Raw genomic sequence first — 15,323 nt, forward strand, 5'->3', positions numbered from 1 at the left:
TCGCTGTCGTTCTCAAAATCGGTGGAGCTGCATGACAAAGTCATCGGGCATTATCTGAACATAAAACACTATCAATAAGTTGGAGTCATTACCTAAACCCTATTAGATCCTCCAATTGATTAAGCAATAAACCCGCTTGTAGCAGTTCAGAGGAACTATCGAAGTCATGTTTTAAAATATTCATGTTAGTCTCCAGCGTGGCACGAAAAAAACGCTGACCGAAGTCAGCGTTTGTATTATTACAGAGGTTTATTCTTAAGCGGCTTCGCAGCCTCTTTAGGATAAGTGTGATAAAACGCTTTTCTGTATTTTTCGTATCCAATACGTTGGGATGCAACATGTTCCATATTAGTGGGAGCAGTAAAGTGATGACACGCAATCAGTCTTGCTTGTTTTGCCAATTCACTTGACCACTCGTGCAGGATTTCCATCCGGGTTTCGAATGGATCAAGACCCGCTATTTTGCAGCAACTCGTAAATGAACATAAGTCTTCCTGATTTTCTTCCGAACAAATCCAGAGGATTTCATCCACACGCTGCTCACCAGTACTACGGTATGCAGTCATGATATATATACTATCCCGAATTATTTCGTAAGCCATCTTTGATGAAAAACGAAGTTCATAATTATGTTCTGAATCGGCTGATATCAGATCATATTCACTTTCAGTGGCATCGAAAATACTCATGAATGAGAGTTGATTTTCGTGAACCACTTTAGATTTTGCGGTTGCAGACATAATGATCACCTTTAAAATAAATTAAATTAATTTAGAAAGCTAAAACGGAAATTAAAATACAGATTAAGACATGAGAGCTTTACGGGTTACTTCAAAGAGTTTGCTACGTAAGGCAGAAACAGAACCGACAGAAACACCGGTATCACCAAAAAGACTTTTCATCATGCGGTCACTGGCATCACCGAAACCGATGCCAATAACGATGATGTCATCATCTTTAGCGCTTTGTATCATCGCTCGCGCAGAAGCCATATCATCAGGCTGGCCATCAGTTGCTATAACCAATACATGGCGATCCGCTTTAGCTGACGTCAGGTCTGCAAGTGCAGGCCATAACGATTCGCAAAGAGGAGTACAGCCTTGCGTACCAATACCAAACTGATGAGTTCCTATAGCTGTCCGTAAAGTTTGCTCCCGTCCTTTTAACAGACCTACGCTATTATGTGCGGCGTGTGGGAAATGGTATGCCGAGGTAGTTACCCCCTGAATACCATCGAGCGCATACAACATTGATACAACAGCGGCTTCAGCCTCTTTAACCGACCGGCTCATTGACCCGCTAGAGTCCAGCAGGATAGTAAAAGCAGAACTGACATCTACTGCCTTGGACTTATGTTTAAAAAGACGCGTATTGCCCAGCATGGCACTGGTAACCAGTCGAGAATCAAGCTTACGACCAGTTTCACGATGTGTTCTTCTCACCGCTCTTACACCCTGTAACAACCCATGAAGTGATTGGCGTAACCCGGTAGCCATCTGCACCCCTAAACTTACGGATGCATTACCGGTATCGTGCCGCTTCGCAGGTGCTACTGAATATGGAGTAGGTGAAACGATACGTTGATGCGGGGGTACTTTGTCTTTGATTAACTGATTGAGCTTATCTGAAGTGTTCTGTCCAGTACGGCCAAGGTCATTCGATGTGGTTCCTTCGAAAGGGTCTTTACCGCCCTGGGACATGTTAACGACAGAAGCTTCACCCGAAGCATTTGAGCCCGGTTGGGAAGCTCCGGCTTTGTTGTCACCAGAGTCGGAAGCAGGAGTATTACGATTAGCTGACGTTGACGATGAGTTATCGTTTTCATCATCGCTATCGTTTTGCCCATGTTCTTTATCTGGTGCGCCACCGGTATTACCATCAGGATCTGAAGAAGGCCCATTCTGACCGGCTGACGATGACGGCGAGCCGCCATTACCGCCTGAACTTACAGTCTGGCCATCCCCATTTTTGTCAGAACTGTCGGATGACTGGCCCGGCTCTGACGAACTGTCATCGCCTTTGCTGTCACCATAATCAGCGCCCTGATTATCATCCTGCGGAGGTTCTTCTTGCTCATTAGTTTCGTTAAATGCATCTACTGCGAGGTCATATAACCGACATGCAACTTCAAACACCTTTTTAATCGAGGTTGCTTGTACTGCTTCAGCCATAACCGTCATAGCTTTGTCGTACAGCTCCAGCCCGAAGATGCGTTCAAAGTCTTCACGCACTTGCTTTGTTGGGATAGTTAAACCGTTGAAGCGGTTCAAACCACAAGTAAGCAGGGTATCCAGAAATACCGATGAAGCTTTATCACAGGATTCCGCTTCTTCACTGAACAAAAAATGATTCAGTGAATTGAGATACTTCAATGTACCTGGATAGCGACAACTCATCGCACGTTCAATGCGCAAATCTTCGCAAAGATTGACCAGGTGTCTAAGTACCTCAACGTTGTATTTATCCGACTCCATATGCTCTTGAATGAATATCTTAAGATCACCAAAATCAGTGAAACGGATATGTGCTGCTTCATGTACGGCATACCCTAATAACGGATTTGCCAACATTTCAGCGTCCTTGAAGAATGGAAGGTTAATAAGAAAACCAGCACCAGTCTCCGTAGCATATGCTTCATTGCCGCCAACAGAAACATTAAGACCAATCTGAGAGCTTAATGCACGTGCGACAATAGGAAGGGAATTATAAATACCCATATATACCTCACAATAAATTTAAATAGATTAATTAGAAAAAAGGCCCGGAGTGGGCCTTTTATTTTTAAAACACCATTATTGTTTCGTCATCATCGAGTGAAGACGAAATTACAATTTCAGGCTCTTTTCCATCAATGACTTTTTCAGAATCCAAACCCGAAATAAGAGCTGAGTCTGGCAGAGAGCGGGGTACAATCGAATCACCGCCCAAAAATGAATCATCATCGACTATAACCGCACTAAACGCCGGTATTACAGCGTCATTAACAATTCCATGCTCCTGGGTATCGGACAAGTCGTTAACGTCAGTATCAGCCGACGTATTAACCGGTTCGATTGCCAAAGACGTATCAGCTGAACCATTGATTTCTACCAGAACAGATGGGGCTTCAGCGAGTGAATCAACGCTTTGCAATCCGATCGGATCTTCTACTACCACAGCAGATGCAAACGCATCTGTATGCGGAGGAGGAAGCGTTTCTACCTGAACCTGAGTTGCCGAAATGGCCGCTAAAGTCATGGCATCATCATCTCCAATAAGGTTCATTGAAAGTGATGGGTCAATCGCATCGTTACCATCTGTAGTACTGGCTGATGACAGCAGTTCTACAAACTGTTTTGCATGAATTGGGTCGCGTAGGTTATTGAGGAGAGAGAGAATGTCGTTATAAGGTTTGCCCGTCACTTTGCCGGTTAGCGGAATGTCTTTCATTACCTGATTAACATAGTCGCTAAGAGACTGGACGCTTGGTGCGATGAAAGCTAGGGAAGCGAGTTTATCGCCGCAGCGGCGTAAAGGATTTAGTGTGTGCTGAGAAAACGCATCGGGGTTCCTGTTTTTAAGGAAACCTTCAACAACATCAGCCACATCCTCATAAACTTCATCCGCTAAACTTTTAACTTGCCCAGTTAAACCATCCTGAATGACACTGTTACCATAAGGTGTGATATGAATCGCAGTAAAGCCAAATTGTATCTGGCTATCCATATAAGACAAATCGATCGCAGCATCACGCAAAAGTATAGAGCGATACTTTTCTTCAAAAGAATTAATCCAGCTATTAAAATCAGCTTTCATAAATTCCTTTTTGTAATCGTAAAACTCGCCCTTAAGTACATTCAGTTTACCAATTAAATCATTAACCTTGTCGGCTGGAATTGCATAGCCTCCCATAAATTTAATACCCGCTTCAAGACATAAAGCGTGAGCTGAATTCTTCTTGCGGGTAAATGGATTGATGAGTTGTGGGTCAATGATTTTCTTGCTACCTAATGAAACAAGTACATCAGGTGGCAAATCAGCACTGTTACCAAGATCTTCTCTTTTCAGCTTACGACGACCACTAATACTGGTGATATCAGAAAGAGAAACGAGAATAAGTTGTTCCAGAACCTGAGTGGCATTGGATTTGATAGTCATGACATACCTCATTAATTTAAAATTGATTTAAAAAGAATTAAAAAACCCCAAGCGGGGTTTTATTTAAGTGCTTCAGAACCGAATACAGCTTCAACGATGAGATGCAAAGATTTTTTATCATCTGCTGATGCACGATTACCAATCTGATAATCGAAAGCTGTTAATAATGCACGTGGCATCTTTGCAGCTTTCATCATTGAGTAGCGGTCAAGCCAGGCCACCAGCGAACGAGTTGAACACGTTACTGATAAACGAGTGTCGGGAAGAACACCGTCCGGGAGTTTTGCACTGTTAGTATTGACACTAGTGTCAATTTCACCGGTGATATTCTTGCCTACAAAAAGACCGCGAATCATATTCGCAACGTCAACAAATTTCTCCGCGACTTTGGTGTCGGGGATATATTTGGTAATCAATTTAGTCTCGGTTTCTTTTGGCATATAGTCAGCAGTGATAAACATATAGCGGTCAAGGTTGGCCACATTTAATGTTTTCACACCGCCATAAACGCCAGTAAAATCGCCCTGACCAATTGAGTTAGCCGTTGCAACAAATCTGAAGTTCGGGTGCTGTTTAATTACCTCGTTGGTTTCAGGAATAACTAAATTCCCTCCTTCGAGGATGGCGTTAAAGGCATTGGCACAGGATGGGTCTAATTGATCGTACTCATCGAGTAGGAAAATCAGTCCATACTTGTACGCCAGCGTCAGTGGGCCATGAACAAAAACAGTCTTGGTATCACCGGTCAGTTCATTACACTGAAGCCGGAGACCGCCAATGAGATTGTTAATATCCAGGTCTTGTGAAGCTGTAGTTTTCATGACAGGCCAGTTAAGTCTTGCTGCTACTTGTTCGACAACACTGGTTTTGCCACAACCTGTTGGGCCAGAGATCCACAGAGACTGATTTTGTGGATAGTTAATCCACATCAGTACAGATGAACGCAAATACGCTTCAAAAACATAGTCGTCATTCTGTTTAGGCACGAATGCACTAAATGGATTGGCTGAGTCAAATCCCTGGAACGGTTTAACTTTATCCATCTGATGATCTGGAACAACAATACCAAATACAGAAGGGTGGACAGGTGTAGAGCGCGCCATGATTTCAACAGACAGGTTTGCGAAATTAGTAGTCATGATATACCTCATTAAATTAGATAGATTTAAAAATTAAAAATTAATTAAGAAGAATGATGTTATGCAGCAATATCAGCACGTACTAAATCGACATGCTTATAATTGCGGCTAACACTGCCACTGTTATCAACACTGGTAACCTTTGGTGCATACGTTACATAAGAAACGATGCCTCTGGCTCTCAATGCAGAGACCAGAACAGGCATAAAATAGGTTTTGGCATAAACAAGTACACCATCAGCCTTATATTTATTACAGAGTGATGTAGCGATTTCAGCAAATTCTTTAGCTTTATCGGTCATAACATCTTCTGAAGGACAGGTATTAAAGGTCAACAGTTCACGTAATGCGTGTGATACTTGCTGATCGACATCAATAACGCCCATTTCCCGTTGTTCTGGGGATGCAAGATATGCAGTCATATTTACAAGAAACATGATCAGACTCCTCATTTAAAAAGATTAGTGAATTAGATGAATTAGGCCTTGCATGAAGGCTGAAGTTAGGTACTAGTTTCAGTTTGGGAGTGACTGAGGCACTTGTTGTTGTCTACGTGACAACAAAACACCTTTTTCGACGGACAAAAAAGCCTGCCGCTTATGAGAGCCGCAGGCTATCGAATTTGTTTAGGCGAAAGAAATCCTTGTGAATACCAGGAGGTATTCAGGAGTGGCTTGAGCGCCGAATTTAGAAGGTGTTTAAAGGCAGTTGCCTGAAGTTAAGCGGACTAAGCCGCTATTTAAAGATAATAAAGGATGTGTAATTGGTCAAGCAAAAAAAAAGCCCAGTTTTAAACTGGGCTCAATAATTAAAAAACAACGTATTGTTGGGCTGAGTCTGTCTCTTCTGCACCAGGAGATACCAGTACGGAAGTGTCATCCAAAGGAATGTAGACAGTATCAGTCAGAGTTGATTTATATTCATAGGTACTTAACGAATTTCGTACCGATGACTGACCGTAACATTCTGGATGATGTTTGGGGTCAATAGATAATTTATCGCAGATTCGTTTGTAGCTCGGTTTTTCCGGTACGCGAGACTGAAGAAAACGAAAGCCAAAGCCATCGATTCTAACCAGCTCGTTATAGGAAAAGCCAATAGAAGCACCTAGACCCTGGATCAATAAATTGACCGCGTTCTGGTATTCTTCGAACTGCTTTTTCTTTAAAGCCAACTCTTTCTCCATCTGCTGCAATGTTCCAACTTGTCTGGCTATGTCTACCACACGAGCTTCGAGGTCGTCTGGAAGCTTAAAGCCTTGTGTCTGAGACATGATTTCAGGGTCAGAGATAAGCAAAATATCTTTTTCCTTATCAAACGGTAGAGCTGTTTTTGTCTGAACCTTATTCCAGAAGTATTCGCAGGCAACCTGGACTCGATAAAACGCTTTCTTCGAAGGCATAATTTTAAAGACCTTGGTCTGGTCAGTGGCCGACCAAAACACAAGATACGCCTGGGGTGCGCCTGTTGTCAGCAGCTGGTGCTGAACTTGCCAGTAGTAATAACGGAATTCTGGCGATTTGGTTTCAAGCTGAAGAATAGAAAGATGTTTGCTCTCGCAAAGATTCTTTATCTCAAGGATTGAACCATCGTCGAACTGCCCATCCAGCGAAGCAATCATGTAAGGATACTTTTTGTTCCTTACACAGAAAGGCAGGGCGATTTGTCCAATCTCTTTTTCGCAGTAACTTCTGGCAAGTGCTTCAAGCTTTTTACCAGCATCAACCTGTTTAATGACAGAAAGGTCTTCTGCCTTAATCAGGCCAGCGTATTGCAAATAGAGTTCGTAGGGCGTTTTAGTTGCACCAGCCTCCTCTAACAGAATAGGGGAGCATGTTGCTGTCACACCAGTTTTACGCCATTCGAGCCATTCCTTTGAGCCCTGCACAACATCAACGACTTCATAAATGTCAGACATAATGATCACCTTAAGATAAATTTAGAAAGTTAAACCGGCAGTTTCCTGCCGGATAAGTTAAGCGGCCAGAAGATCTTCAATAAGACCTTCTACCATTTCTTTTAGAGGGGGAAATGTCACATTGTTGAGAGCGGCATTGAGCCTCACAAAATCAGATGTATTAACAGCCTCAAGATATAACTTGTGTATTTCCATTGATTCGGCTTGGACTTCACCGACCCATTTGGCCGCGTCGGTTTTAAACTCACCCTTACCCATTTTTTCGATGAAGTTAAGTACTTGAGTAAAATCGAAGCTACCTACTGCGTTAGTTAAATGATTTTTGAGAAGTGACCGACGGGATTTTTCTAAAGATAAGCGAGCGAATGCCAGCTCACTTTCATTCAGATCGAAACTGCTTTTTGCATCGTTTAAAATAGTTTCGTATCCAAGCGTCTTTTCTGCCCGGCTTACTAACTTTTTAATTCTGCGTTCAGCCCATTTTCTGACCCCGGGATGCTCAGACATTTCTTCATTGGACTGCCCATTGGTTTCTCCGGGTGGAGGGAGAATATCATCAGCCGAACCATTTACGTCAGCTGGAGGTGTATTTCCCTCAGCCGTATCGTAAACATCGGTTGGTGTATTGCTCTTGATGTCCTGCTGCTCGGTTGAATCAGGTTCTTCAGGGAGCTTATTAAACTCACCTTCAATAACTTTATCATCAGACTTTGCAGTTCGGATTGTAGTATCCGTATTACCAGCCGTCCTGGCTTCTTGTCTAACCTCCATTTCAGCTTCAGCAGCTGCGACGGGTATTGTTGCTGTACGGAAACCTTCACCACCAGCAGTGTTCAGATATTCAATCATTGAACTCAGGCGAGTACGGTTACCAGGAATTAAGTGTATGGTCTGCTTAATAGCTGACTTGAGCACCATCTTCCAAGGGAACTGAGTCCACGGTGAATACTGCCGTTTCTCCACTTTTGCCCAAGATTCGGATTTCGCCCGAGATTGAGCTAAATCCTGAAGGTCAATGAAAAATACCAGATGACGTCCATCCTTCATTAAATAGTCGACATAAGCCCCCCTGAACATGCCTCGATCTCCTAAAGCACCCTGATCGGTGTTTGTGAGAACGAGTCCCCCTTTATAAGCAAAGGGGTCAAATTCGTGGTCTGGGCTGGAACGACGACCATTGGTTTTAAATGAGTCCTTTTCAAAAACTAATTCAGCCACAATGTCTTCGCATAAACCTTCATCGGTGGCCATCCTGCTGAGCCCAATATAGGACACGTCAAGAATGACACGACCATCGCGTGGAACCAGGTAAGCCTGCTTCTGCGCCGGGTCAAGAGTAAGGCCGCTACTTGCAAGCTGAAGGAATGCTGTTTCGAAGGACTTTGGATTATTAACTGCTATGTCAGCCAAGTAGTTATTATTGTTGACAATATGTTTTGCAAAAACGCATTCACGTTCGAATGAGATGTGAGGTGAACTGGAACCTGCGGATGCAAACATCTTTTCGAGCGACAACATATGTCGAGCAATGCTGTCTATCTTAACGACAATATCGGTGTTCCCTTTATTGTTGTTTGAGAATGAACCAGAACTACGTGATTTATTTGAGTACATATATACCTCATTAAATTAAATAAATTATAAGATTAAAAAAGAAGAAGGTTGCTGAGGAATCAGCAACCAGTCATATCAACCGCGAACTGATGAATATGCGTTAGTTAAAGTTACTTGCCCGGAGGAGCTTAATTTTTCATTAAGTTTCATACGAGCTACAATAACGGCTGCTGTCGAATTATCGGCTGGCAGATTTGTCCAGGCTTGCATGTTGACAGGGTGCTTAGAGGTTGCGGCTTGCGGACGTGATGTCTGCACGGCTCTATTCTTAGCATCCAGCTTCGGCGAAGCTTCTGGTATCTTCTCTACTGAATTTTTATTGTTGTCTGGTGATACAGACTCTTTTCCAGGGTGCAGCTGCTTTTGCTCGGCATATACTGTTCTCCATTTTTCAGAAGCAGTTCTTACCTCTTCATCAGACATTTTCTGCCACTTCATATCGTCCTTAAGTTTTTGCGCTACTTGAGGGGATAGCGAAGTGACGGTTGATGTAGATGGTGGCTTTACAGTTTCATTTGCACGGGTATCTATTGATTGACCAGTCTGAATGATTCGAGCCATGAAAACATGAAACTCAGTCCTCATTTGGTCAATACCATGTTTTGTATAACGGAATGATCGAGCTAATGCTTCGATATACAGTTCGGTATTCATTTGAATATTATCGCGTAGAAAATCCGCGACTTTACCAAATGCTTTTATCGAATAGAACTCGGTCTGAGACTTGCCGCTAATGGACATGTCACAGCGCAAACGGAAATAAATATATGAATCTGCATTGTTAGATGCAGGCACATATTTAGGTTCTATCGCAACAATACCCTTTGCTCTGGATTGCATAGTTTATACCTCATAAATTTTTAAATTAAAAAAGTTAAAATGATTTAGTGCTATAGGCACAAAAATTAGAAAGATTTGTGAAGCATCCAGTTAGAGTGCTGGACTCACTGTATCCTCAACAAGAGGAAAAACACCTTTTTCGACGGCGCAGAAAACACGATGCATGATGCACCGTGTGTCGAATTCTATGGGCGTAGGGAAGCCGTGCGAATGAACTTATTCATTCAGGGATGGCGCGTTGCCGAAATAAAGAGTGTTAAAAGAAGTTAAGCGGGATGCCCGCGATATAAGATTATGATACGACGTTTGGTTGGTCAATCCAGAAAAGAAAAAAACCCAGCTTTCGCTGGGTTTTTATAGGGAGGTTTAGCATAACAAGCGTTCCAGACGCTTCCATGTTTGGATTGCCATGTCGGTTGAAGCATCTGATATCTCTTTATAGAGATCAGTATTTCGCCGTTCATAGTAACCTGGAAAGGTGAGCCTATGCAGGCAATCATCTAACTTTGAAAGATCTCCAAAGTCGTGAGCGCCTACATTGATTTTTGCTCTGATTGCCAGTATATCTCCCTCTATTTTCATGAGCTCAATGAGCTCATGCATTTCGAAGAAAATATTAGACTGATAACGACCAGCATGTTCTTCGCATTCGATGCTATCGCATACGTCACATACTTCAGCGTTACAGGAATGATAACCGCAGTGATTACACGTATAAGAGAATCTCTGGTTTATTGCCCCTGCAACACAGTCTTCATAAATCCGATGTCGGCAGTCTTTCCCACAATTTTCACACTCTGCAATCATTGTGTAATCATCCAGTTCCATACCACCCGGCTCAATGCTACTACCATAGACAATTGTCATAATATACCTCATATATTTAAAAGATTAAAAAGTTAAGGCTTATAGCCTGAATTAAGAATATTTTAGCTTTCGGCGAGTACTTGCATAACCCAAATGCCGCGACGTTTTTCGTTAAGGAGAGTACGATACCCTGTAACCTTACCGCTTTCGTCAAACACTTGTGCTTTGTCGGTTCTTACTTCAGACTCTTTCCAGACTGAAACAATATCACCAACTTGTGCTCCACAAGTCTCAACAGCATTTTTGAGCCCAACAGCCCAAATTTCATGGTCTTTCCCACCACTACGTATTGTGACTAAATACGATTTATCGTTATTAGGATCGTGTTTCCAGTTTTCGAGACCGTGGTAAACAAGCTTTCCTTCAAAACGATGGTTTGCATATTTGGCTTTGTCATTATTTGACCCAGCCCGAGAAACACCTTCAACCATGTTTCCATTAGTTGCTTCATTAGATTTTTTCCCAGACTTGGTAAAGAATGAATTATAAATAACGAGTAAAGCAACAACTACACATACAGTCGCGGTAACAAAACCGAGACCAGTGAACAGTAAACCGCGTTCCGTTATAAAAATTGCCAGCCAGATTGGGCCAAGGAATCTGATATATTCGGCACGGTAATACACAGCACCAAAAAATACGATACCTGCCATTAATGAGATTGGGTCAGACATAGATCACCTATAAATTTAGAATGCGAAAATTTAGCTACCTAAAAGGTAAACTAAACGGATGTACACAAAACTGCACATCTGTTGATTCGCTGGAGTTAAAAGGATTAACAATTTTTTTTGTTTGGGATTGAGAACCAAAATACCCGTTTGGGTAAGCAAAGAGACATGTCAGGTTTAACCTAAACACATCAGAGATGCTCGGGCCTGTAGAAGGCGTAGTTAACCCGGGAGGAGGTCATCCGGTGGGCGCTGGTTGAGCGCGAAATTAACTAGGAAGTTGTGCTGATGTCCGTCAGCTCGGTTCTTATTCATTTAAGCATATTGGTTTAATTTTTCAAGTCGGTTTTTCATGGTCATATTGCAGCCATTTTTCAATGACAACTATCCTGAGTTTTGGCCTAATCAATTGGCATACAAATTAACTCCGAGGTTCTGTTATGGCTAAAGCACCGGTACAAACCGTAAAACAAGCTAAAAAGAGTGGGGCTCAGGATAACCGAACCCCTAACTCTCGTGTCGAATATTCCAATCCTGAAGCTGTCGTGAAATTTACTCTTCACACCCAGGAAGGTATTCGGGTACAGTCCCGTAATTTTAACATTATCTCCCAGGCTCTCTTCAATCTGACCAATAACAGCCGAGCCCTTGAACGGCTTGGCACTAAATACAGTGGTGCGATTGAACGTACACTGAAGGCGGTTAACGAAGTAATCGACATGCCTGAGAAAGAACTGGAAAATAACATTGCTATTCTGAACCGTGCGGTAAAAGAAGAAGAAGAACGCAGCAGCCTCAATGAAGTCGGGTATACCCATCCAAAAGAACATGAGGTTCGCATCAGAACGCCGCAAGCGCTGCGGGTTATCCGCATTATTCAGAACTTTGATAAATTGCACCAGATCATCGATACCCTCTGGTTAAATAACTGTTTTAATCAGGATGAGGTCGAGGAGTTTAAGTCTCGTCTTCATAATCTCATTCGTGATCTGGCAGCATCACTCAAACGTCACGCGCAGGCATCTGCTGATGAGCTTAATCAGGCCAATGGCCGGGCCGCTGAAAAAGAATTGGCTGGAAGCACTGAGACAGAACCTACCCAGGTAGAACAGGAAACAAAGGTGTTGCAGGATGCCAGTAATGAAGCGAATGATGATCAGAATGAGGCCATTAAACGGCAGGCTTAATTCAACGAAAAACAGAAATTAAAAACCCTGCATTGCAGGGTTTTTTTATTACATTGTGCGGCAACAATCTACCCACTGGAAAATCATGTAGGTGCTGTCCTGGCCTTTACCGGTTGGATAACGGAAAGGCCCACCTTGCCATTGGTATGGGGACTCACCGACCTCATGACTGTTTTTTGTCTCCGGGGTAGGGTAGAACATATTCAATTTGTACTGTTGCTTTGGCAACGTTGGGTAAATCTTGGAGCGACAAACAGTATCGTTTCCCATCGAACGGTAGGCCAGTCCACGACGATGTTCTGCGGCCAGCATACGGATCCCGACCAGGCTGGTTGTTCTGGGGGCATCCATACTCCGTACCGATCCAGTTAAAGGATACTGCCCACCCCAGGAACCGGCACACCACCAAAGTGAGTCTATTGGCTGTTTACCTGCAAATTGTGCCGCTGCTTCACCGGCGCAAGCCTGCATTGCTATCACGTTAGCCACAGCTGCTGATTCCGGGTTCTGGAAGAATGCCAGCATCGTATTATTCCAGGTCGGGTCAATCTCCGTGAAATTAATGATATCAAAATCGCTGTATGGGTCGGCATTACATTGACCGGGTAGATACATATCCAACATTCTTAATAACGGCATAGCATACATATGTGCGTTGTAGAAACTTATTGAGAAACGCTCCCGCTGTTCCTCGGCTGCTCCATCGGTCTGCGGGCCAAACTGCAAATCATTACCAAGGTCGAGTGTTACCCCTCCTAGGGATGACATGCACCCGGGTGTTCTCGTTAACTCGATGAGCTTTCTCGGTTCCCACATCGCGGTCAATACACCCGGGTGATAGACGTTCAATCCATCCTTACAGGCACATACTGTCCCTGATGCTGCATTGTCAGGTGCAGTACCTGTCATCGACAGATTAATACCGGCAAGCTTTATCGGGAAAATACAGTTCCAGCAAACATCCGTAATGAGTTTCGCTGATAAGACTTGGTTATCATGACAGACCTTGTTCTGTACGGGTGATGAAACGTCAGCCGCAAAAACCGGCATAGTAAAAGCCAGACATGCGAGCACCAGGGTCTTGGGTGATTTCAGAACTGAGAGAATTTTTTTCATTTCAGCTCCTCAAAATCTTTGCGTGAATATTCATCATTAATGAATCGCTTACTGTCGGCTGTCACAACGCTGGGCACGTTTATCAAACCATAATGTTCGGCCATGCCTGGCTGAATCATGTATAGCCTTGCGAAGTCACCGTATTCTTTCTTGGTGTCACGGAAGGTCTGCCAGCCATCACCATACACGTTTGTCGTGACCAGTATTGGCGTGAGGGAGGCTGGTGTATGTTCAAACTGATACCTGGCGAACTGGCGTTGCCATTCTTCACGTGCATCGAAAAAGATTAGCTTGATGGTAAATGGCATCACAGTTAGCGGGTTAAATCGCCCCCGTTTTGCAACGATATCGCCGTTAGGTGAAGTAATGTTTTGAGGGATAATGACCGTCGGATCGATGGTTCTGGTAGCTCGCTTTGTCGCTTCCGGGAATTCCTGGAAAACCTGGCGGGGCCAGTAGTTATCAATGGCCTTTTTCTTCATGCCATCAAAATCGAGTTTAGCGACACTCTCCTGTAGTTCATCAATAAGGTTCTTCTCTACGACCCCAACAGCGGGCCCGGCCACACCAAGGTCGCCGGTCTTGTCTTTCAGGTACGCGATGTCATAGATGCCTGTCACCCTGGCCACCAGCTCACCATCTTTTTCATGGATAATGGTCGGTACAGAACTAACGTTGTAGTTTTTGAATACAGTTGGATCGAGGTTTACGGCCAGAGAAGACTTGGAGTCGAAGGAAAGTTTCTGCCAGTGGGTAAGTTCATCAAGCAGGTTCTTTTTATCTTTTGCCCCCTGGACAACCAGAGCGATATCCGTGCGTCCATCGTATAACTTGAGAATGTCGGTGATTTCAGCATCGCTGAGAGACGCGGAGACGAGAATATAAATAAAATCACCGGCTGGCTTATTTTGTTTCTCGTTAGTCATATCAGACTTTGCTAACGCTCCTCTTACCGCATCATCGACTAGTTCATCTGTATTTTTATACTCGGGCATTTCACCCATCATTTTTCGATTATCTTTAACCGTGTCAGTAGCGCGGTCGGCAGTGGCATTTTGATTATCACGAGCCGCTTTTATGAGACTGTCAATATCTTTCATTTCAGTTGCAGATAATTGACGCTTAGCTTTTTGAATGTCAGTGACTGAGTAGTTATTAGCCGGTCTTGTCGGAATATTATCTAAGTTGGATACCGGTCTTGACGGCAGATCACTTAAATAGATACCAGTGTTTTCGGCCCAGACTGGAGTGAAAACAACAGCGGTTACAAATGCCAATATCGAAAGTCGAAAAGGTGTTTTTTTTACCATAATGGATACGCTCGGCCTATAATTTGTGACTCGTCTAATGATCCCCAGTACCTGGAATCAAAACTGTATCTGGTGCGCCCCATCATCCACAGGCGACCATTCGGTACGACACCACTACGCGTTAGCTCCTGTTCGGTATGGCCAGATTCTGCTGCTAATGCCAGTCCCTCACCGACCATAGAGCCGTTAATTGCAGTCTCTTCGGGATCAACGGAGACTGTGTCTCCCGCAATGCCATCAACAATTTTCAGCCCTTTGCCATATGGTTGCATTAGCTCAGAATGAAAGGCGTAAATTTTCCCTTTGACGATTGATTTGTCCATTTTATCGACGAGATATATTCGGTACGGAGGAAGACATTGGTTATTTTGTGGATCGATACCAATCTCATACCGGTTAAGCACGTATAGCGTCAGCGGTGCGGTTAAGAAAATAACAACGATGCTGAAAACAATATGTTGCCTCCAGCTTCGCTTTTTACGAAATATTAAGCTCCATACTGATTTGGGTGTATTCATTCGCCC

15 protein-coding genes are annotated in these 15,323 nt (G+C 43.5%); 2 read left to right on the forward strand and 13 right to left on the reverse strand.

Going from position 1 to position 15,323, the window contains the following annotated elements:
• The coding region (locus HII27_RS19695; protein ID WP_001401901.1) for an IS1 family transposase at positions 1 to 78 on the forward strand (78 nt) is incomplete at its 5' end.
• 161 nt (positions 79 to 239) lie between these two features.
• Here the strand turns inward: HII27_RS19695 and HII27_RS19700 are convergent.
• The 10 genes from HII27_RS19700 to HII27_RS19745 all read right to left on the reverse strand — a co-directional run bounded on the left by HII27_RS19700 (position 240) and on the right by HII27_RS19745 (position 11,189).
• Positions 240 to 740 carry a hypothetical protein gene (locus HII27_RS19700; RefSeq protein WP_016241579.1) on the reverse strand — a complete coding sequence of 167 codons (501 nt, stop codon included), beginning with the start codon at positions 738 to 740 and terminating at the stop codon, positions 240 to 242.
• A 63-nt stretch (positions 741 to 803) separates the two neighbouring features.
• Positions 804 to 2,717, reverse strand: coding sequence for a VWA domain-containing protein (locus tag HII27_RS19705; RefSeq protein WP_007372243.1), 1,914 nt, complete (start codon positions 2,715 to 2,717; stop codon positions 804 to 806).
• A gap of 64 nt (positions 2,718 to 2,781) precedes the next feature.
• Positions 2,782 to 4,137, reverse strand: a complete 1,356-nt coding sequence (locus HII27_RS19710; RefSeq protein ID WP_016241580.1) for a DUF3150 domain-containing protein — start codon at positions 4,135 to 4,137, stop codon at positions 2,782 to 2,784.
• A gap of 59 nt (positions 4,138 to 4,196) precedes the next feature.
• Positions 4,197 to 5,276 (reverse strand): AAA family ATPase, encoded by a 1,080-nt coding sequence (locus HII27_RS19715; RefSeq protein WP_007372241.1) that lies wholly within the window; start codon positions 5,274 to 5,276, stop codon positions 4,197 to 4,199.
• Positions 5,277 to 5,335: 59 nt separating this feature from the next.
• Entirely contained in the window at positions 5,336 to 5,713 is a 378-nt protein-coding gene (locus HII27_RS19720; protein WP_007372240.1) for a hypothetical protein, read from the reverse strand.
• Between the two features lie 371 nt (positions 5,714 to 6,084).
• Entirely contained in the window at positions 6,085 to 7,194 is a 1,110-nt protein-coding gene (locus HII27_RS19725; protein WP_007372239.1) for a lambda-exonuclease family protein, read from the reverse strand.
• Between the two features lie 57 nt (positions 7,195 to 7,251).
• Entirely contained in the window at positions 7,252 to 8,808 is a 1,557-nt protein-coding gene (locus HII27_RS19730; protein WP_007372238.1) for a recombinase RecT, read from the reverse strand.
• Between the two features lie 75 nt (positions 8,809 to 8,883).
• Complete coding sequence (locus HII27_RS19735; protein ID WP_016241581.1) at positions 8,884 to 9,648, reverse strand: single stranded DNA-binding domain-containing protein; 765 nt, start codon at positions 9,646 to 9,648, stop codon at positions 8,884 to 8,886.
• A gap of 366 nt (positions 9,649 to 10,014) precedes the next feature.
• Complete coding sequence (locus tag HII27_RS19740; RefSeq protein WP_016241582.1) at positions 10,015 to 10,515, reverse strand: hypothetical protein; 501 nt, start codon at positions 10,513 to 10,515, stop codon at positions 10,015 to 10,017.
• Positions 10,516 to 10,577: 62 nt separating this feature from the next.
• On the reverse strand, positions 10,578 to 11,189 hold the full coding sequence (locus tag HII27_RS19745) for a hypothetical protein (RefSeq protein ID WP_009653893.1): 612 nt from the start codon (positions 11,187 to 11,189) through the stop codon (positions 10,578 to 10,580).
• 437 nt (positions 11,190 to 11,626) lie between these two features.
• Between HII27_RS19745 and HII27_RS19750 the strand changes: the two genes are divergently transcribed.
• Complete coding sequence (locus HII27_RS19750) at positions 11,627 to 12,373, forward strand: AcaB family transcriptional regulator (protein WP_099530999.1); 747 nt, start codon at positions 11,627 to 11,629, stop codon at positions 12,371 to 12,373.
• A 48-nt stretch (positions 12,374 to 12,421) separates the two neighbouring features.
• Here the strand turns inward: HII27_RS19750 and HII27_RS19755 are convergent, their stop codons facing one another.
• The 3 genes from HII27_RS19755 to lepB are packed head-to-tail and all read right to left on the reverse strand — an operon-like array spanning position 12,422 to position 15,317.
• A complete protein-coding gene (locus HII27_RS19755; protein WP_007372234.1) occupies positions 12,422 to 13,489 on the reverse strand; it encodes a TraU family protein in 1,068 nt (355 codons plus the stop codon).
• Positions 13,486 to 14,799 carry a TrbC family F-type conjugative pilus assembly protein gene (locus tag HII27_RS19760; protein WP_016241583.1) on the reverse strand — a complete coding sequence of 438 codons (1,314 nt, stop codon included), beginning with the start codon at positions 14,797 to 14,799 and terminating at the stop codon, positions 13,486 to 13,488. The genes HII27_RS19755 and HII27_RS19760 overlap by 4 nt, the downstream gene beginning before the upstream one ends.
• Complete coding sequence (lepB, locus tag HII27_RS19765; protein WP_007372232.1) at positions 14,793 to 15,317, reverse strand: signal peptidase I; 525 nt, start codon at positions 15,315 to 15,317, stop codon at positions 14,793 to 14,795. Before lepB ends, HII27_RS19760 begins: the two co-directional genes overlap by 7 nt.
• Positions 15,318 to 15,323 lie beyond the last annotated feature (6 nt).

The organism is Kluyvera sichuanensis (assembly GCF_014218705.1).
GTDB classification, from domain to species: domain Bacteria; phylum Pseudomonadota; class Gammaproteobacteria; order Enterobacterales; family Enterobacteriaceae; genus Kluyvera; species Kluyvera sichuanensis.

Coding starts and splice junctions, on each gene's coding strand:
- HII27_RS19700 (WP_016241579.1), bottom strand. CDS start 740: ATGTCTGCAACCGCAAAATCTAAAGTGGTTCACGAAAATCAACTCTCA.
- HII27_RS19705 (WP_007372243.1), bottom strand. CDS start 2,717: ATGGGTATTTATAATTCCCTTCCTATTGTCGCACGTGCATTAAGCTCT.
- HII27_RS19710 (WP_016241580.1), bottom strand. CDS start 4,137: ATGACTATCAAATCCAATGCCACTCAGGTTCTGGAACAACTTATTCTC.
- HII27_RS19715 (WP_007372241.1), bottom strand. CDS start 5,276: ATGACTACTAATTTCGCAAACCTGTCTGTTGAAATCATGGCGCGCTCT.
- HII27_RS19720 (WP_007372240.1), bottom strand. CDS start 5,713: ATGTTTCTTGTAAATATGACTGCATATCTTGCATCCCCAGAACAACGG.
- HII27_RS19725 (WP_007372239.1), bottom strand. CDS start 7,194: ATGTCTGACATTTATGAAGTCGTTGATGTTGTGCAGGGCTCAAAGGAA.
- HII27_RS19730 (WP_007372238.1), bottom strand. CDS start 8,808: ATGTACTCAAATAAATCACGTAGTTCTGGTTCATTCTCAAACAACAAT.
- HII27_RS19735 (WP_016241581.1), bottom strand. CDS start 9,648: ATGCAATCCAGAGCAAAGGGTATTGTTGCGATAGAACCTAAATATGTG.
- HII27_RS19740 (WP_016241582.1), bottom strand. CDS start 10,515: ATGACAATTGTCTATGGTAGTAGCATTGAGCCGGGTGGTATGGAACTG.
- HII27_RS19745 (WP_009653893.1), bottom strand. CDS start 11,189: ATGTCTGACCCAATCTCATTAATGGCAGGTATCGTATTTTTTGGTGCT.
- HII27_RS19750 (WP_099530999.1), top strand. CDS start 11,627: ATGGCTAAAGCACCGGTACAAACCGTAAAACAAGCTAAAAAGAGTGGG.
- HII27_RS19755 (WP_007372234.1), bottom strand. CDS start 13,489: ATGAAAAAAATTCTCTCAGTTCTGAAATCACCCAAGACCCTGGTGCTC.
- HII27_RS19760 (WP_016241583.1), bottom strand. CDS start 14,799: ATGGTAAAAAAAACACCTTTTCGACTTTCGATATTGGCATTTGTAACC.
- lepB (WP_007372232.1), bottom strand. CDS start 15,317: ATGAATACACCCAAATCAGTATGGAGCTTAATATTTCGTAAAAAGCGA.